Here is a 16,571-nt window from a genome sequence, read left to right as displayed (position 1 = left end):
TTTGAGCGGCGCCGATGCGTCAATTTCGGCGCCTTGGCGCTATGCCCATTTGCGACCGATGGTACGGTTCTAGCTTGAAAGTAAAGCCATCTCCTACCGGATTTATTTGTCTGGTTTCAATTGCGCATCAAAAGTTTCACGACATGGCGCCCCGATTCCGGATGGTGATTCGACGTGCTCGTTTCGCTAACGAGATGAACTTATTTTGCATATCAAAGGATGAAAATCATGCCTTCGCATCGCAATCAATCTTTTCGAAACGGGTTGAGCGCCGCCGGATCAATCGCCGCATTGATCACGACGCTCGTCTTCGCCGTCGGCGTTCAGGATGTGGATGCGCAGCAGACGAGTAATTCTTCTGCCCAGACGATCAAGCCGCCTCCGCTGCCGAACGGATCGGCGCACGTCAACGTGAAAGCCGGCATGTCCGACGAGGATTGGGAAAAGGCTTACAAGGAAACGGGCCGCCCGAAGTTCAGCAAGAAGTCCGTCAATAAATCCAGCGGTAATGTGGAACGTGAATAGGGAGAAACGGCCATGAAAAAGATCTTGCTCGTCATCGCCCTGCTTGCGGGACTCGCGCAAATGACATTGCCGGGCACCGCGCGCGCGCAGGTCACCACCGCCCATACGCTCATCCTGTACGACAATCCGGCCAACGATCCGTTTTCGAAGCTGGGCCTGATGTACAGCATCATGCTGAGGAACCTGCTGGGTCACTTCAATACGACGGTCGATCTGGTTCCGATCCAGAACTACACGGCCGGCATGGTCGGGAATCACGACGCTACGTTCTATATCGGCGATTACTACAACAACCCGATTCCGACCGCGTTCATGAGCGACGTGATGACCACCAAGAAGACGGTGGTCTGGTTCAAGTACAACCTGTGGCAACTGGCCTGGAATACGGCCTACACGTTCAACCAGACCTTCGGCTTCAGCTTCGTGGGCCTCGCCGGGATGAACGCGACGCCTTCGGCGAGCAACCCGAATCCAGGCTTCTACGACACGGTTACGTACAAGAACCTGCCGATGGTCAAGTACTACGCGTACAACGCATCGACCGGCGTCGTCAGCGCGGATCCGGACGTCGGCCTGACCCAGGTCGTGGATGCCACCAAGGCGCAGGCGCTCGTCACCATCAAGAACAGCCAGAGCGGCGCAACCGCGCCCTACGTCATGCGCTCGGGCAACTTCTGGTACTTCGCGGACATGCCGTTTTCCTACATCGGCCCGACGGACCGCTACCTGGTGATCTGCGACATTCTGCACGACATCCTGCAGACCAATGCACCGGTGAATCATCGTGCGCTCGTCCGCCTGGAGGACCTCGACGCGTACACCACGACGAGTTCGATGCAGCTGCTGACGAACTACATGTACTCGAAGAAGATCCCGTTCACGATGGCAACCATTCCGTTGTATACGGACCCGAACGGTTACTACAACGGCGGCGTGCCGGAGACGATCCATCTGGCGCAGGCAACGGGCCTCAAGAGGGCGCTGAATTACGCGCTGCTGCGCGGCGGCTCGATCGTGATGCACGGCTATACGCACCAGTACGATTCGACGCCCAACCTGCTGACTGCAGTCAGCGGCAGCGATTACGAGTTCTGGTACGCGGTGCAGAACCGGCCGGTCGATGAGGACTCCATCCCGTGGGCGGAGGGCAGAATGGCCGATGGCCTGCTCGAGTTCACGACCAACGGCTACAAGGTCGTCGGCTGGGCTGCGCCGCAGTACCAGATGTCGCCGGCTGCGTCGTCGGCGACAGCCCTCACGTTCCCGACCACGTTCCAGCGGGCCGTGTACTACACGTCGGCCAATCCGCGGCTCGGAACGGGGGCCGCCAACCAGGACTTTTCCGCGGGGCAGTTTTTCCCGTACATCATCAACGCCGATTACTACGGGCAGCGGATCATTCCGGAGAACCTGGGCAGCGTGCAGTACAACATCTGCAATGTCGACCCGTTCTCGTGCATCACGTACACGTGGCAGCAAATCGTGACCAACGCGCAGTATGGCCTGGCGGTGCGGGACGGTTTCGCGTCCTTCTTCTTCCATCCGTACTGGCTCGAGCCCGATCTCGGATTGCCGGCGTACCAGGACTTCCAGAGCATGATTACCGGCATCACGAACCTCGGCTACAAGTGGGTGGACGGCACGACGGCCAAGTGACGCCGACGTAGCGACGACCCCGTGCGACCCGCATCGGCAACGCGGGTCGCACGTTTGCGTTCGATCGGCTACGATGACGCGCAGGCATGCTTCCGGGGAGCCGGCGATGACCACGTATGCGATACCGGCCTGGCGCAGGATTCGACAGCGTATGGGCCGGCTTCGGCTTGCAGGGCCACCAGGCCCGCTTACCGGCGCGCCGCGTTCGCCTCGCGCGGCGACGCTCGCGGCGATCGGCGCATCGCTCGCCGTGGCCGCCTGCAGCTGGACCGCGCACGACGTGCACGCGGACGGCATCGTCTGGCAGGTGGACAACGCGACGACCAATCCGGTCGGCAACTGGCAGATACTCGGCATACACGATCTGCTGATTCAGTGGACCGTCGTCGACGATACCGCGTTCATCGCCAACACCCGCATCCAGCCTGCTGCGCATCTCCCCGACTGGGAACGTATCAGTCGTGAGCCATGGGCCCGAAACGTGATCCTGGGGCTCGCAGGCTACCAGGACGAAAAACGTGCGCGCACCCATCTGTCGACGCTCGCCGACCAGTCGCTGGAGGTGGCGCGCGCATCGGTCCCGCTGCATGTCGCCGGCTACTACTTCCCCGTCGAGATCGATCCGACCTGGCAGGACGCGCCCAAGCTCGCCGCGATCCTGCAACGGCTGCCGCGCCCGCTCTGGGTAAGCGTGTACGACCAGACCAACATCGGCGGAAAGACGCTCGCGGACTGGCTCGCGGCATGGCTGCCCGCGGACGTCGGCGTGTTCTTCCAGGATGGCTGCGGCGTTTATGCCCGCGAGCCGTACGTCGCGCGCAGCTACCTCGACGAACTCGTTTCAAAACTGGGCAAGCAACGCGTGCGGGTGATCGCCGAGGCGTTCCGGCCTGCCGAGCGGGGCGGGTTTCGGGCCGCCAGCGCCGAAGAGTTGAGCAAGCAACTGGTGGCGTATCACGGCTATCCGGTCTATCTGTTCGACGGCCCGCACTACGTGTCGGACGACCTCACGCGTGCGCTCTCGACGTGGAAGCCCAAGCCGCCGCCGCCCGGATCTGCGGGGCCGGCGCACTGATTCGGCTGGATTCCGGCCGAGCGGGGCGGGCCGGGTGGGCGCGCGGCGAAACGATCGGGCGGATTGGCTTGCGGCCGGCAACACCCGCGCGGAACCCTGTATCGAAACGCCGGCGTACGGCGCGTTTCGCTGCGCCTGACCGTGCCCCATGTGATGACCAAACCGCAAGACCTAGTGCATAGATATCGTTTGCCGCGGCCTTAATGACTATCGACAATCGTGGCTCGATTTCACCGCCGTGGCGCCAGAAGCGCCGCGGTGGCCGGTCTCTGGCGGCTATCCCGGCCGTCCGCGCCATCCAGCTCACGACGACATGTACGCGTTCACTCCCTCATTCCAGAATCCCGCCGGCTCGCCGATCCGCGAACTGTTCAAGTACCTGTCCGAACCGGGCATGATTTCGTTCGCGGGCGGTTATCCGGCCAGCGACCTGTTCGACGTCGACGGCCTGAACGCCGCCGCCGAGCGCGCGTACGCGCAGCCCGTGCGCTGCCTGCAATACGGCCCGACCGACGGCCTCGCCGAACTCAAGCAGCAACTGATCGCGCTGATGGGGCGCCGCGGCGTGGCGTGCACGGCGGCCGAGCTGCTCGTCACGACCGGTTCGCAGCAGGGCCTCGACCTGCTGCTGCGCGTGATGGTGTCGCCGGGCGACGTCGTGCTGACCGAGCAGCCGGCCTATCCGGCGACGCTGCAGGCGATGCGCTTGCAGCAGGCGCGCATCGTGACGATTCCGGTCGACGGCGCGGGCGTCGACGTCGATCGTCTCGGCGAACAGCTCGCGTCCGGCGCGATCGCGCAGCCGAAACTGCTCTACACGGTCCCGACCTTCGCGAACCCGACGGGCGCGACGCTCACGCGCGAACGCCGGCTGAAGCTGCTGCGTCTCGCGGTGCAATACCGTTTCCTGATCATCGAGGACGATCCGTACGGCGACCTGCGTTTTGCGGGCGAGGCCGTGCCGTCGATGCTCGCATTCGCCGATGAAGTGGACGGCGCGCGCGACTGGATCGTGCATTTCGCGAGCCTGTCGAAGATCGTTGCGCCCGGGCTGCGCGTGGGCTGGACGATCGCGCCGGCCGAGATCGCGCGGCGCTGCGTGATCGCGAAGCAGACGGTCGATCTGTGCAGCGCGCCGTGGACCCAGGCGGCCGCTGCCGAGTATCTGGCCGACGGTGCGCTCGAACGCCATCTGCCGCGCATCACGGCCGCATACCAGCGCAAATGCGATGCGATGTGCGACGCGTTGCGCGCCGGCATGGGCGATGCGATCGAATTTCATCGTCCCGAAGGCGGGATGTTCGTGTGGGCGCGGATCGGCGCGGTGTCGTCGGACGTGCTGCTGCAACAGGCGATCGCGAACAAGATCGTGTTCGTGCCGGGCAAGGCGTTCTTCGCGGACAACGTCGACGCGGCTTCGCTGCGCCTGTCGTTCGCCGCACCGGACGTCGACGCGATCCGGGAAGGCGTGGCGCGCCTCGTGCGCGCGTATGGTGCGGCGCTGGCCGCGTGAGGAGACACCCACATGACTATCACCGTCAACGACACGGTAACGATGGGCGCAGCGCCGGGCGCGGGCGACAACCGGCCGGTTGCGCACCGGTCGTCGCAGATCAGCGCGGGGCCGCAGTATGTGGCCGACGTGCTCGGCCGTTTCGGCGCGGAGCCGGCGGCTGACTTCGGCGACGCGGCACCGGTCGTACGCGGCTACAACTGAGCCGTGCGGCGACGGCCGGCGCGCCGCATGCGTGCCGTCGCCGCGGCAACCGGTTAAGCTGGCGCGATCGCAACCTGCACGATCGCCGCTTCGTCATGCCTGACTTCATTTCCGATTCACTCGCGCAAACCTACGGGCGCCTGTGGTCCTGCCTCGAATCCGGCGTGAGCGCACAACGCTCGCCGTTCACGATGCTGCAGGCGGCGACGCTCGGCATCGACGGCGCGCCGAAGGTGCGCACGATCGTGTTGCGCCAGGTGAGCCGCGCCGATCGCGTGCTGTCGTTTCATACCGATGCGCGTTCGGAGAAGGTCGCGGAGCTGCGCCGCGATCCGCGCATCGCGCTCGTCGCCAGCGATCTCGATGCGCTCGTGCAGATTCGCGTGGAAGGTACGACATCGATCTGCGACGACGAAGCGCAACGGCGCGCCATCTGGCAATCGAGCCGGCCGCATACGCTGCTGCTGTATCGCGCCCCGTTGCCGCCGGGTACGCCGGTCGCGTCGCCGGAAGCCGCGCATGTCAGCAGCGCCGCATCGACCGATGACGGCTACGACAATTTCTGCCTGCTTCACGTGACCGTGACGCGTATCGACTGGCTCGAACTCGCGCGCACCGGCCATCGCCGCGCGGTGTTCGACCTGCATGAAGGCGGCTACGAAGGCCGCTGGGCCGCACCCTGACGCTGCCGAAGCCCGTTCAAGGGCGCCCGTCCGACACGGCCTGCGTGGCCATCCATTCGCGCATCACGACGATCGCATCGTCGTCGCGCCGCTCGGCCGGATACACGAGATAGAACCCCACCGACAGCGGAAACGCGAAATCGAACGGTTTGCACAGCCGGCCCGCGGCGATGTCGCGCTCGACCAGCGGATCGGTCGCGAGCGCGATGCCCTGGCCGGCGACGGCTGCATCGATCGCGAGCGACGTCTGGTTGAAGCGCAACCCCTTGTGCGGATCGATGTCGACAGGCTCGGGCATCGCGGCGAGGAACTCGGGCCACAGGTCGTGTGCGTCATGCAGCAGCACGTGGCCCGCGAGCGCGCGCGGCGACGCGGGCGCGGCCAGCAGCGCGGGGCTGCAGACCGCACACACGTCGAGCGGGAACAGCGCGTGCGTGGCGAGATGCTTGCCGAACGGCGGCTTGCCGTAGCGGATCGCGAGATCGACGCCGTCGTGGCGGAACGTTGCGATCTGCGGGTCGGCGATCACGCGCACGTCGTAGTCGGGATGCGCATCGGTGAACTGCGCGAGCCGCGGGATCAGCCATTTCGACGCGAACGACGGCGTCGTGCTGATCGTCAGCGCGGCGCGCCGCTTCACGAGCTTGTCGGTCGCGTCGGCGATCGCATGCAGCGCGCGCTGCACGTCGGAGAAATACGCGGCGCCGTCGTGCGTCAGCGCGAGGCCGCGCGGCAGGCGTTCGAACAGTTTCAGGCCGAGCACGTCCTCGAGGTGGCGCACCTGCTGCGCGACGGCGCCCTGCGTGACGCCGATCTCGTCGGCGGCGGCGCGGAAATTGAGGTGCCGCGCGGACACTTCGAACGCGCGAAGCGCATTCAGCGGCGGCAGGCGGGAGGGGCGAGGCGGCATCGTCAGGCTGTAGAAAAACTATCGACTGGAGGCAGAAATACTGGTTCGACAGTCGGGATTGATGCGCCTACATTACCACCATGGCGCGCCGAACGGCGGCAGCGCGGCGGCAGGATTCGAACGAGGAGCACATCGTGACTGTAGAAAAAGTAGCGTTGATCACGGCGGCAGGCAAGGGCATGGGCGCGGCGATCGCGCGCGAACTGGCGGCGACTGGCTATCGCGTCGCGCTGATGTCGCCGTCGGGCAGCGCGGTCGCGCTCGGCGAGGAACTGGGCGGTTTCGGCATCCAGGGCTCGGTGACGGAAGAGGCCGACATCGACCGGCTCGTGCAGGAAACGGTGGCGCGCTACGGTCGCATCGATGCAGTTGTGAACAACACCGGGCACCCGCCGAAGGGCGAGCTGCTGGCGATCACCGACGACAACTGGCACGCGGGGCTCGACCTGATCCTGCTGAACGTGGTGCGCGTGATGCGCCGCGTGACGCCGATTTTCCAGAAGCAGGGCGGCGGCGCGGTGGTCAACATCTCGAGTTTCGCGGCGGATGCGCCCGAGCAGCCGATGCCCGTGTCGTCGGCGCTGCGCGCGGCGCTGAGTGCGTGGACGCGGCTTTACGCGGAACGCTATGCGGCCGAGAACATCCGGATGAACGCGGTGCTGCCGGGTTTCATCGACAGCTGGCCGGAAACGCCGGAGATCGTCGCGCGCATTCCGGCCGGCCGCTTCGGCAAGACCGGCGAGATCGCGAAGACGGTCGCGTTCCTGCTGTCGGACGGCGCGGGCTACATCACCGGCCAGAACATTCGCGTCGACGGCGCGATCGTCAAGGCGCTCTGAGCGTCACATCGGCGAGCGAGCGGCGGCGCGGGCCGCCCGCTCGCGGTGCAGCCGCTACAAACGCGTACAAATCAGACAAATCCGGGATACATCAGACCTTTCAAATGGGCGACGCCGCGTGACGAGGGCGCGCCGGATCGAAAGCGTGGGCGCGATTCCGCGCGCGGCATCTTCACTTTCCACTTCACGAAAGGATGCCGAACGATGTCTTCCACACCGTTTTCCCCGATGCGCCGCCACCTGCTGGCCACCTCCGTGGCCGCCGGGGTCTCGGCGATGCTGCCCACCGCGCTGCATGCGGCGACCGGCGCGAGCGGCATACGCCCGTTCACCGCGCACATTCCCGACGAGGCCGTGATCGACCTGCGCCGCCGCATCGCCGCGACACGCTGGCCGGGCCGCGAAACCGTCGCCGATGAATCGCAGGGCGTGCGGCTTGCACGCATGCAGGCGCTGCTGCGCTACTGGGGCACCGACTACGACTGGCGCAAGGGCGAGGCGCGCCTGAACGGCTTCCCGATGTTCATCACCGAGATCGACGGGCTCGACATTCATTTCATTCACGTGCGATCGCGGCACGAGAACGCGATGCCGATGATCATGACGCACGGCTGGCCCGGCTCCGTCTTCGAGCTGCTGAAGGCGATCGGCCCGCTGACGGACCCGACCGCGCACGGCGCGAGCGCGGACGATGCATTCCACGTGGTCGTGCCGTCGTTGCCGGGCTTCGGCTTCTCGGGCCGGCCGACGAAGACGGGCTGGGGCTCCGACCACATCGCGCGCGCATGGGGCGAACTGATGGCGCGGCTCGGCTATACGCGCTTCGTGTCGCAGGGCGGCGATTGCGGCTCCGTGATCTCGCACCGGATGGCGATGCAGCGCGTGCAGGGCCTGGCCGGGATTCACGTGAACATGCCGGCGACGGTGCCGCCGGATATCGCGACGCTGCTGGCGACCGACGCGCCCGCGCCGGCTTCGCTGTCGCCGAAGGAGAAGGTCGCGTACGAGAAGCTCGCGACGTTCTATCGCGACAACTGCGGCTACTCGGCGATGATGGTCACGCGGCCGCAGACGGTCGGCTACGCGCTCGCCGATTCGCCTTCCGGGCAGGCCGCGTGGATGTACGACAAGATCTCGCAGTGGACGTACAGCGGCGGCGTGCCCGAACGCTCGATTCCGCGAGACGAGATTCTCGACGACATTTCGTTGTACTGGCTGACGAACACCGCGACGTCCGCCGCGCAGATCTATTGGGAAGATCACTCGAACAACTTCAACGCGGTGGACATCTCGCTGCCTGCCGCGATCACGGTGTTTCCGGGCGAGATCTACCAGGCGCCGCGCAGCTGGGCCGAGCGCAGTTATCACAACCTGATCTACTTCAACGAAGTCGACAAGGGCGGGCACTTCGCGGCATGGGAAGAGCCGGAGCTGTTTGCGCGTGAAGTGCGTGCCGGGTTCCGGCCGTTGCGGCGCGTGTAAGCGCGCGACGGGCATGCGAACGCGGGCCGGCGGTCATGCGGCCCGCGTTCGCTTCCGTGGATGTGACGCGCCCCGGCAATCGTTTCAATGGGGGGCAACATGCGCTGCATCCAGCTCGTTGTGGTCCGACAGAAAGCGCAAGAGCGCCCAGTTGAATGTCCTGGCACAGTCGAGATTCGGATGATGCCCGCTTCCCGGGAGTGCACTGAATCGCGCACCCGGGATCATGGCGGCAAGCCGCTGGCCCTCGATCGCCGGGTGAATGCCATCGTCGTCGCTTTGCAGAACCAGCGTCTCGCTGCGAACGAGATTCAGTCTTCTGCGCACGTCGTAGTTCGCGATTCCGTCGCAAAGGCGAGCGAGGAAGGCTGAATCCGCGCCTGCCGCATGGGCATGGCCGATCTGATACGCGATCTCCCCATCTTCCGTTTGAGCGTAGTCGGCGCTCACCAATGACGGCCACATTTCCTCGAACCAGCGCGTCGCGCCGTCGCCGCGCTGGAACGCTGCCTTCCACAGCTCGAACCGGCGCACGACATCGTCGGCAGCCAGGTTCGAGAATCCGTTGCAGATGACGAGCTTGCCGACCCGCGACGGCGCGTCGATCGCCATCGATAGCGCAATGGCGCCACCGAGTGACAGGCCGACCAGGTTCGCGCTTTCCAGCCCGAGATGGTCCAGCAGACATTCCAGGCCGCTGGCGAATGCCTGAACGTCAAGCATGCGATCCGGGTAGGACGACGCGCCGTGACCGGGAAGGTCCGGCACGATCACGCGAAAGCCGGCCTGACGCAGGAACGACATCTGGCGCGCCCACGCGCGCCCGCAACTGCCCAGATCGTGAATCAACAAGACAGGCGTACCGCTGCCGACATCAGCGTAGTAGAGATCGTGGTCTCCGAATGATAGTTTTGTCATGGGTCTGCTCCGTAGTCGCGCCCAACATGCGCTCTCGCGATTATCTTAATATTGAGATATATTGATGACAAGCGCTCACCGAGAACCCCTTCAAATGCGAGGACATTCATGATTGCGTCGGCCAAGGAGGATCATGTCGACCGTGTGGTGGCTCAATGGCGCGACGAACGCCCTGAGCTCGACGTCGCGTCGATGGAGATCTTCGGCCGGCTCGCGCGGCTTTCCAAGCACTGCGAGAAAGCGCGTACGGAGGCGCTTTCGCCGTTTGGATTCAAGGAAGGCGAATTCGACGTGCTGGCGACGCTTCGACGTGCCGGCAAGCCTTACGAGCTGTCGCCGACGCAGCTTTACCGCTCGCTCATGATCACGTCCGGCGCGATCACGAACCGGTTGATGCGCCTGGAGCAGGCCGACCTCGTCGAGCGTGTACCGAATCCACAGGACGGCCGGGGCCTGGCCGTGCGGTTGACGCCAGCCGGCCTCGAGCTGATCGATCGGGCCGTGCGCGTGCACGTGGATACGCAGAATCTGCTGCTCGGCGGGCTCGATGCCGATGACCGTACGATGCTTGCGGCACTCTTGAAACAGGCGCTGCTCGCATTGCCGGGCGAGGCACTCCCACAGGACGACGCCGGTTAGGTGGTGGGAAAGGGCGATCGATGATCGCCGGCGTATGACCCGGGCGTCGAGGGGAACCGGGAAGATGTCCAATGACAACAACAACGAGGTAGATCGTGCTCAACAGTAACGTATTGCGCCAACTCGACCTGCAAGACGTGATGGTGTTTCTGTGTCTGTACGAACACAAAAGCGCACGCCGCACCGCCGAGGTCATGAGCATCAGCCAGCCTACCGTCAGCTATTGCCTGAAGCGGTTGCGCAATTGCTTTCACGACGTGCTCTTCGATGTCGATCACGGCAGCCTCGTCGCGACGGCCAAGGCCGAGGCTATCGAGCCCTATCTGCGAAACGTGATCGATGCGGTGAACCACTGCGCCGACATGGATGACGACCAGGTGGTCGCAACGACACGCCGTGTGATGCGCGTCTGCGCGCCGGAGTACTTCGAGCTGCTGTTGCTGCCGGGTGTGCTCGAGTCGTTCATGAAGCGTGGCCGTGAAACCTCGCTGATCGTCGACCGCCTCGGCCGCGAACTGCCGGTGGAACGGCTGCTGGCCGGGGAAATCGATTTCGCGATCGGCTTCGGTCCCGGCTACCATCGGCTGCATCCCGACCTGCAATGGGAATCGGTCCTTTCCGACACCTTCGTGTGTCTGACCGCGTCGCGCAAGCTCGCGCAGTCGACGCGCGTCTCGCTCGACGAATTCTGCGACATGGACCACGTGTTCCCGACACCGTGGGTATCCGAGCGCAACATGATCGACGGCTGGCTCGAAAAGCTCGGCCGCTCGCGCAGTATCGTCGCGCGCGCCAACACGTATCAGGCCTGCCTGAACATCGTCGCGCGGCTGCCGGTCGCCCTGACGTTGCCGCGGCGCCTGATCCAGTACCTGTCGATTCCGCCGGCCGTGCAGATCTGCGAAGTGCCGCTCGGCTTCCCGACCTTCACGCTGGACGTGATCTGGTCGACGCCGATGGAAAAGAACCCCGACATCCGCACCATGCGCACCCTGTTCAAGGATCTTGCGAGCGCCAATGCGCTCGAGCCGGGGGAATTGCCGCGCGCGTAGCCTCGACCGGCCCGTGCCGGCCGGCGATCGCCGCCGTCCGGTTTATTGCCGGTGAGGAAGCAAAGCCCGGCTTCCTTGCAGGACCCTAAACAAAATTTACATCCACCATTTAATTTTTAAAACGGTGTGCCCGGCCGTATCGGTAGATTGGTCAGTGTTCGACGAAGCCGTGCTTCGAACACAAGACCAACCACACTGAGAGGCAGCCATGATGGATGTTGTTGACGTAATCACCGCGCAGGTTCAGCACAAACCGTTGCCGCGTTTCGGCTTCGAGTTGATCGAAAGCCTCGAGCCCGGTCAAAAGGCGATCGACCTCGTCGATACCGCCCAGTTGTACGACCAGCTCGCCCATTCGGGCGTCGTGATCTATCGCAATTTCGCGGATACGCTCGACGATTTCAACCGCTTCGTCAGCCAGCATTCGGCGCGCGTCACGTTCGATCCGGCGCGCAAGACCTCGACGGAAAACACCGCCGAAATCGATGCCGGCGAGCTCGAAATGGGCCTGCACCGTGAGAACGGCAACCTGCCGTTCACGCCCGACCTGCAATGGTTCTACTGCCTCGAGCCGGCTCGCGTCGGCTCCGAGACGACGATCTGTGACGGGCAGCGCGTGCTGCACGAACTGACGCCGGCCGTGCGTCGCCTGTTCGAGCAACGCCAGATCAAGTATTCGCGCCGTATTCCCTGGCCGAATGTACAGCGCTTCCTGAGCGTCGAGCTGCAACTGCCGGCGCACGAAGTGAACGACTCGCATCTCGAGGTCGTCAACCAGCGCGTTCGAGGCCAGCACTACCGCCGTCTCGACCAGTTTCTCGTGTCGTCGGAGCGTGTGACCGATGCGATTACCACCAGCTGCTTCTCCGGCCGTCGCGCGTTCTGCAATTCGCTCCTCGGGCCGAGCGTGAACTACGAGCCGCCGCTGATCACGTGGGCCGACGGGTCCGACATCGATTTCGAGGTGTGGGACGAAATCAAGGACGTGACCGCCCGTTATACGTACGACCTGTTCTGGAACAAGGGCGACATCGTCGCGATCGACAACAGCCGCGTGATGCACGGCCGCCGCCGTCTCGCGGACACGGGGCGCCGCATCTTCGGTGCGCAAAGCTATCGCAAGGGAGCAATCGCATGATCAGCACACTCATCGAACGTCATTTCGCAGAAGCGCCGAACCGCATTGTCGTGCGGGAGATGGACGGCCGTGAATACTCGCTGGACGAACTGCGCGCGGACGTCGCGCGGATCGCCGGCAAGCTGGAGGAGGTCTACGGCGATTGCAGCGGCCTCGTGTTCGGTATTGCCGCGCGCTCCAGCTACACGTGGGTAGCGACGATGCTCGCGATTTTCCGCGTGAAGGCGGTCCTGCTGCCGGTGCCGATCGAGTTTTCCGACGAGCAGATCGGCAGCCTGCTGCACAAGGCAACCGCGATCTTCGCGCAGGACGCGAAAACAGCCGCACGCATCGGTTCGATCCTGCCGGGCATCTCGTGCATCGACGCCGCGAGCGAGCGCGACGGTTGGCCCGCGGCGGGCGCACCCACCGGTGAGCGAATCGAGCCGGGCATCTGCGGGATCATCCATACGTCCGGTACGACGTCGAAGCCGAAGGGCGTGAAGATCCGCGACGAGGCCGTCGGCCTGCTCGTGACGAACGTGCTGAAGCGCGTGCCGGCCGGCCCGCTCGACTACCTGTCGATCGTGCCGATGAGCCTGTTGATCGAACAGGTGCTCGGCGTGTTCCTGCCGGTGCTGTCCGGCGGCTCGCTGACGCTGATGCCCGCGCACTACGCAGAGTACGGCGCACGCAGCGGCAATGCGCGCGACTACCTGGACCTGATCGCCCGCGTCGATCCGAACTTCCTGTACCTGCCGCCGAAGCTGCTCGAGGAGGCCGATGCGTTGCTGGAGTCGACCGGTACGACGCAACTGTTCGGCCGCCGCAATCCGCACATCATCACGGGCGGCGCGAAGATTCCGGCCACCGTGCTCGAATCGCTGGACAAGCGCGGCGTGCAGGTTTACGAAGCGTACGGGCTCAGCGAGAACAGTTCGATCATCTCGCTGAACTACCCGGGGCAGCGCCGCATCGGCTCGGCCGGGACGCTGCTCGACGGGATCGTGCCGGTGATCGTCGATGGCGAGCTGCGCGTGCGCACGCCGACGCTCTGCGCGGGCTACTACAACTCGGACGATACGTCGTGCGAGCTGACCGACGGCTACCTGCATACCGGCGACATCGCCGAGATCGTCGATGGTTTCCTGTACATCACGGGCCGCAAGAAGCACGTGATCATCCTGTCGACGGCGCGCAACATCTCGCCGGAGTGGGTGGAGACGGTCTACAAGGAAAGCGCGCTGATCGACGACATCGTGGTGTTCGGCGAAGGGCGCGAAGAGCCGGCGGCGATCGTGCTGTCCGCGCACGACGAAGCGGCGGTGCGCGACGAGATGGCGCGGCTCGAACCGCGGCTCGCGGATTTCGCGCGCGTGCGGCGAGTCCGGGTCGTGACCGACATCGAGCGTTTCCGCAAGGATTACTACACGGTCACCGGGCGGCCGCGCCGTCAGCTGATCGAGCGCGATCACGCGGCGTCGCTTTACTGACCGGGAGCCGAACGTGCACATCGTACGAAGCTTTCATCCGGGCCAGGGCGCTTATCGCGAGATGCAGCTCGCGGTCTCGCAGCACTACTACCAGGCGCACGGCGCGCGTCCGGAGCCTCGCCCGGACCAGTTCTGGTGCCTGACCGACCGCAAGATGACGTTGCCCGGCTATGCGTGCCTGGGGCTCAGCTGGGGCGACAGCGCCCCGCTGTTCTCCGAGCACTACCTCGACGAATCGCTGACGAACCTTTACGGGCTGTCGCGTGCGGAGCTGGTCGAACTCGGGCAGTTCTCGTCGTTCGGCTCGAAGGGCGCGGGGCGCTACCTGATCGCGAACGTGTTCCGCACGCTGGCCCAGCATCACTACCGGTACGTGCTGATGACGGCGACGGAGCGGGTGCGTCACATCGTGCAGTCGTTGCAAATCGCCTATGACGATCTCGGCCCCGCGTGCGTGAGCCGGGTACGTGACCGACATGTCGACTGGGGCACGTACTACGACAACTCGCCGCGCGTCATCATGGTGAAGATCGACGACATGGCCAGGCGCAACGATTTGCCGATGTGGAGCCCGCTCGATGATCCGCCGTCGGCCCGCATGCCGCTGAGGCAGGTTGAATGCACCGCAAACGGTCACTGATCCCGATGGGCCGCACGCATACGCGTCGGCCTGTCCCGTCATTTCAGGAACGTCCCCATGTCCGACTCAAATAGATACGAAAACTTCCTCGTGTTCCTGGCGCCGCTGATCAACAGCGTCGGCGGGATCGCGATCGACCTGTATGCGCCGAGCATTCCGGCCATCGGTCGAGAACTCAACGTCATGCCGAGCATGATGCAGAACACGATCACGATCACGCTCGTGTTCTATGCGATCGGCCAGCTCGCGTTCGGCATGCTGGCCGACTGGTGGGGCCGGCGCCCGTCGGTGCTCTTCGGCCTTGCGCTGTTCATCGCGGGCAGCGCGCTCGCCGTCGTCGCGCCGTCGTTCGAGGTGCTGATGGCGGGACGCGCGATCCAGGGCTTCGCGATCGGCTCATGCCAGGTCGTCGCGCGCGCCGTGCTGGTCGACCGGCTGAAGGGCGACCGCTTCCGCGTCGCGATCGTCTACCTCAGCCTGGCGTTCGGGCTCGGCCCGGTGATCGCGCCGTACATCGGCGGACACGTGCAGGAGTGGGCCGGCTGGCGCTGGAACTTCGTCGTGTACTGCGGCTACGGGCTCGTCGTGCTGTCGTTCGCGTTCGTGGGCCTGCGCGAGACGCTGCGGCCGGAGTTGCGGCGCACGCCGCGGCAAACCATCGCGGGCTATCGCGAGATCCTGTCCGATTCGCACTTCCAGTCGGCTGTCGCGATGCTCGGGATGAGCTTCTCGGCGTTCCTGATGTGGAACGTGATCGGGCCGTACATCGTGCAGTTCCGCCTCGGGCATTCCGCGTCGTACTTCGGCTCGACCGCGCTCGGCGTCGGGCTGTGCTACCTCGGCGGCACGACGCTGAACCGGAGCCTGATCCGGCGCTACAGCGGCGAGCAGCTGATGCGCGGCGGCATCGCGGTCTTTGCGCTCGGGGTGGCGTGCGTGGCGTCGAGCGGCGGCGAGCTGATCCTGGTGACCGCACTCGGCGGGATCATGCTGATCGCGTTTGCGCAGGGCTTCATCTTCTCCAACGCGATGGCGCGCTCGATGGCCCTGTTCCCGGGCCGCGCGGGCGCCGCCGCGAGCCTGCAGGGGTGCCTGATGCTTGCGCTCGGCTCGATCGTGTCGGGCGTCGTCAGCGCGCTGCCCATCGAGACGAATGGGGCGATTGCCGTCATGTTCGCGTGTCTGCTGGGCGTGACCATGATCGGCTTCAGGCAACTGCATCGCCTGCATCCGCAGGTGGCGCGATGAAGACCGCCGTCGCGCTCGCGCTGCGGCTCGTCCTCGGCGCGTTCTGGATCTGGGCCGGCTCGACGAAGATCGTCGGGCACTTCGATGCGGGGCCCTTCCTGGCCGCTGCCGTCTCGCGATCCACGGTGGCGCCCGAAGCCGTGCGGCTGGTGCTGGCCGGCGCGATCGGACACGTCGCGCTTCCGCACGTCGTCGCGGTCAACCTGGTCGTGCCCTGGCTCGAACTGGCGGCAGGGCTGTCGATCCTGCTCGGCATCGCGACCGCGTGGGGGGTTGCCGGCGCGGCGGCGATGTCGGTGCTGTTCCTCATGTGCGGGGCGGTCAGTACCAATCCATTGCTGCTGTTCGGCGCCGTCCTGTTGGCGATGTTTCACCCGTATGCGCGCGCATGGACCCTTCATGCGTCGCGATCGCCTGCCACGACTATCTGATCTCGTGGCGGGTGTCTTTTCGCCGCATGTCCCGTTCGTCGCGGGCATGCGGTTTTTTTCGTGTCAGGCGTGCGAAATATTTAAACGGGGATTCAAAAAATTGACATCCGGATGAAGCCGCTCCACACACACTGATGTCATGACTG

Annotated in this window: 17 protein-coding genes; 15 read left to right on the top strand and 2 right to left on the bottom strand. The window is 65.0% G+C overall.

Going from position 1 to position 16,571, the window contains the following annotated elements; all coding sequences use genetic code 11:
- Nucleotides 1-219: 219 nt before the first annotated feature.
- The 6 genes from C5O79_RS21575 to C5O79_RS21550 all read left to right on the top strand — a co-directional run bounded on the left by C5O79_RS21575 (nucleotide 220) and on the right by C5O79_RS21550 (nucleotide 5,656).
- Nucleotides 220-525 (top strand): hypothetical protein, encoded by a 306-nt coding sequence (locus C5O79_RS21575; protein ID WP_081421190.1) that lies wholly within the window; start codon nucleotides 220-222, stop codon nucleotides 523-525.
- Between the two features lie 12 nt (nucleotides 526-537).
- Complete coding sequence (locus C5O79_RS21570) at nucleotides 538-2,181, top strand: DUF2334 domain-containing protein (protein WP_046549220.1); 1,644 nt, start codon at nucleotides 538-540, stop codon at nucleotides 2,179-2,181.
- Between the two features lie 106 nt (nucleotides 2,182-2,287).
- Nucleotides 2,288-3,256, top strand: a complete 969-nt coding sequence (locus tag C5O79_RS21565) for a hypothetical protein (RefSeq protein ID WP_046549221.1) — start codon at nucleotides 2,288-2,290, stop codon at nucleotides 3,254-3,256.
- 313 nt (nucleotides 3,257-3,569) lie between these two features.
- On the top strand, nucleotides 3,570-4,769 hold the full coding sequence (locus C5O79_RS21560; RefSeq protein WP_131931699.1) for a PLP-dependent aminotransferase family protein: 1,200 nt from the start codon (nucleotides 3,570-3,572) through the stop codon (nucleotides 4,767-4,769).
- Between the two features lie 12 nt (nucleotides 4,770-4,781).
- The gene (locus tag C5O79_RS21555) at nucleotides 4,782-4,973 is read left to right on the top strand and encodes a hypothetical protein (RefSeq protein WP_124493502.1); all 192 of its coding nucleotides are present in this window, start codon (nucleotides 4,782-4,784) and stop codon (nucleotides 4,971-4,973) included.
- A 95-nt stretch (nucleotides 4,974-5,068) separates the two neighbouring features.
- Nucleotides 5,069-5,656 (top strand): pyridoxamine 5'-phosphate oxidase family protein, encoded by a 588-nt coding sequence (locus C5O79_RS21550; protein WP_131931697.1) that lies wholly within the window; start codon nucleotides 5,069-5,071, stop codon nucleotides 5,654-5,656.
- Between the two features lie 16 nt (nucleotides 5,657-5,672).
- Here C5O79_RS21550 and gcvA read toward each other — a convergent pair whose 3' ends face one another.
- On the bottom strand, nucleotides 5,673-6,566 hold the full coding sequence (gene gcvA, locus C5O79_RS21545; RefSeq protein ID WP_039354300.1) for a transcriptional regulator GcvA: 894 nt from the start codon (nucleotides 6,564-6,566) through the stop codon (nucleotides 5,673-5,675).
- A gap of 134 nt (nucleotides 6,567-6,700) precedes the next feature.
- On the opposite strand from gcvA, the gene C5O79_RS21540 reads away from it, so the two are divergent.
- Together C5O79_RS21540 and C5O79_RS21535 are read left to right on the top strand one after the other, a co-directional pair.
- The gene (locus C5O79_RS21540; protein WP_039354670.1) at nucleotides 6,701-7,405 is read left to right on the top strand and encodes an SDR family oxidoreductase; all 705 of its coding nucleotides are present in this window, start codon (nucleotides 6,701-6,703) and stop codon (nucleotides 7,403-7,405) included.
- A gap of 204 nt (nucleotides 7,406-7,609) precedes the next feature.
- Nucleotides 7,610-8,887, top strand: a complete 1,278-nt coding sequence (locus C5O79_RS21535) for an epoxide hydrolase (protein WP_047851839.1) — start codon at nucleotides 7,610-7,612, stop codon at nucleotides 8,885-8,887.
- 84 nt (nucleotides 8,888-8,971) lie between these two features.
- Here C5O79_RS21535 and C5O79_RS21530 read toward each other — a convergent pair whose 3' ends face one another.
- Complete coding sequence (locus C5O79_RS21530; protein WP_122474867.1) at nucleotides 8,972-9,805, bottom strand: alpha/beta hydrolase; 834 nt, start codon at nucleotides 9,803-9,805, stop codon at nucleotides 8,972-8,974.
- A 108-nt stretch (nucleotides 9,806-9,913) separates the two neighbouring features.
- Between C5O79_RS21530 and C5O79_RS21525 the strand changes: the two genes are divergently transcribed.
- The 7 genes from C5O79_RS21525 (at nucleotide 9,914) to C5O79_RS21495 (ending at nucleotide 16,425) form a co-directional block, all read left to right on the top strand.
- On the top strand, nucleotides 9,914-10,444 hold the full coding sequence (locus tag C5O79_RS21525; RefSeq protein WP_047851837.1) for a MarR family transcriptional regulator: 531 nt from the start codon (nucleotides 9,914-9,916) through the stop codon (nucleotides 10,442-10,444).
- Between the two features lie 95 nt (nucleotides 10,445-10,539).
- Nucleotides 10,540-11,496 (top strand): LysR family transcriptional regulator, encoded by a 957-nt coding sequence (locus C5O79_RS21520; protein ID WP_046549228.1) that lies wholly within the window; start codon nucleotides 10,540-10,542, stop codon nucleotides 11,494-11,496.
- Between the two features lie 208 nt (nucleotides 11,497-11,704).
- The gene (locus tag C5O79_RS21515; protein WP_047851836.1) at nucleotides 11,705-12,634 is read left to right on the top strand and encodes a TauD/TfdA family dioxygenase; all 930 of its coding nucleotides are present in this window, start codon (nucleotides 11,705-11,707) and stop codon (nucleotides 12,632-12,634) included.
- Nucleotides 12,631-14,106, top strand: a complete 1,476-nt coding sequence (locus C5O79_RS21510; RefSeq protein WP_047851835.1) for an AMP-binding protein — start codon at nucleotides 12,631-12,633, stop codon at nucleotides 14,104-14,106. Before C5O79_RS21515 ends, C5O79_RS21510 begins: the two co-directional genes overlap by 4 nt.
- 13 nt (nucleotides 14,107-14,119) lie before the next feature.
- Entirely contained in the window at nucleotides 14,120-14,746 is a 627-nt protein-coding gene (locus tag C5O79_RS21505; protein ID WP_046549231.1) for a thermostable hemolysin, read from the top strand.
- Between the two features lie 57 nt (nucleotides 14,747-14,803).
- Nucleotides 14,804-15,994, top strand: a complete 1,191-nt coding sequence (locus C5O79_RS21500) for a multidrug effflux MFS transporter (RefSeq protein ID WP_047851834.1) — start codon at nucleotides 14,804-14,806, stop codon at nucleotides 15,992-15,994.
- The gene (locus C5O79_RS21495; protein WP_122474871.1) at nucleotides 15,991-16,425 is read left to right on the top strand and encodes a DoxX family membrane protein; all 435 of its coding nucleotides are present in this window, start codon (nucleotides 15,991-15,993) and stop codon (nucleotides 16,423-16,425) included. Before C5O79_RS21500 ends, C5O79_RS21495 begins: the two co-directional genes overlap by 4 nt.
- The last annotated feature ends 146 nt before the right edge of the window (nucleotides 16,426-16,571 follow it).

Origin of the sequence: Burkholderia sp. SRS-25 (assembly GCF_004343765.1) — a bacterium.
In the GTDB taxonomy this organism is placed as follows: Bacteria; Pseudomonadota; Gammaproteobacteria; order Burkholderiales; family Burkholderiaceae; genus Burkholderia; species Burkholderia contaminans.
The sequence above is the reverse complement of the archived record's forward strand: the minus strand, read 5'-3'. Positions and strand labels throughout refer to the sequence as shown.

What these genes read in the sequence shown, in the direction of transcription:
- C5O79_RS21565 (WP_046549221.1), top strand. Translation starts at nt 2,288, where the DNA reads ATGACCACGTATGCGATACCGGCCTGGCGCAGGATTCGACAGCGTATG.
- C5O79_RS21530 (WP_122474867.1), bottom strand. Translation starts at nt 9,805, where the DNA reads ATGACAAAACTATCATTCGGAGACCACGATCTCTACTACGCTGATGTC.
- C5O79_RS21495 (WP_122474871.1), top strand. Translation starts at nt 15,991, where the DNA reads ATGAAGACCGCCGTCGCGCTCGCGCTGCGGCTCGTCCTCGGCGCGTTC.
- C5O79_RS21560 (WP_131931699.1), top strand. Translation starts at nt 3,570, where the DNA reads ATGTACGCGTTCACTCCCTCATTCCAGAATCCCGCCGGCTCGCCGATC.
- C5O79_RS21555 (WP_124493502.1), top strand. Translation starts at nt 4,782, where the DNA reads ATGACTATCACCGTCAACGACACGGTAACGATGGGCGCAGCGCCGGGC.
- C5O79_RS21535 (WP_047851839.1), top strand. Translation starts at nt 7,610, where the DNA reads ATGTCTTCCACACCGTTTTCCCCGATGCGCCGCCACCTGCTGGCCACC.
- C5O79_RS21515 (WP_047851836.1), top strand. Translation starts at nt 11,705, where the DNA reads ATGATGGATGTTGTTGACGTAATCACCGCGCAGGTTCAGCACAAACCG.
- gcvA (WP_039354300.1), bottom strand. Translation starts at nt 6,566, where the DNA reads ATGCCGCCTCGCCCCTCCCGCCTGCCGCCGCTGAATGCGCTTCGCGCG.
- C5O79_RS21510 (WP_047851835.1), top strand. Translation starts at nt 12,631, where the DNA reads ATGATCAGCACACTCATCGAACGTCATTTCGCAGAAGCGCCGAACCGC.
- C5O79_RS21575 (WP_081421190.1), top strand. Translation starts at nt 220, where the DNA reads ATGAAAATCATGCCTTCGCATCGCAATCAATCTTTTCGAAACGGGTTG.
- C5O79_RS21500 (WP_047851834.1), top strand. Translation starts at nt 14,804, where the DNA reads ATGTCCGACTCAAATAGATACGAAAACTTCCTCGTGTTCCTGGCGCCG.
- C5O79_RS21570 (WP_046549220.1), top strand. Translation starts at nt 538, where the DNA reads ATGAAAAAGATCTTGCTCGTCATCGCCCTGCTTGCGGGACTCGCGCAA.
- C5O79_RS21525 (WP_047851837.1), top strand. Translation starts at nt 9,914, where the DNA reads ATGATTGCGTCGGCCAAGGAGGATCATGTCGACCGTGTGGTGGCTCAA.
- C5O79_RS21550 (WP_131931697.1), top strand. Translation starts at nt 5,069, where the DNA reads ATGCCTGACTTCATTTCCGATTCACTCGCGCAAACCTACGGGCGCCTG.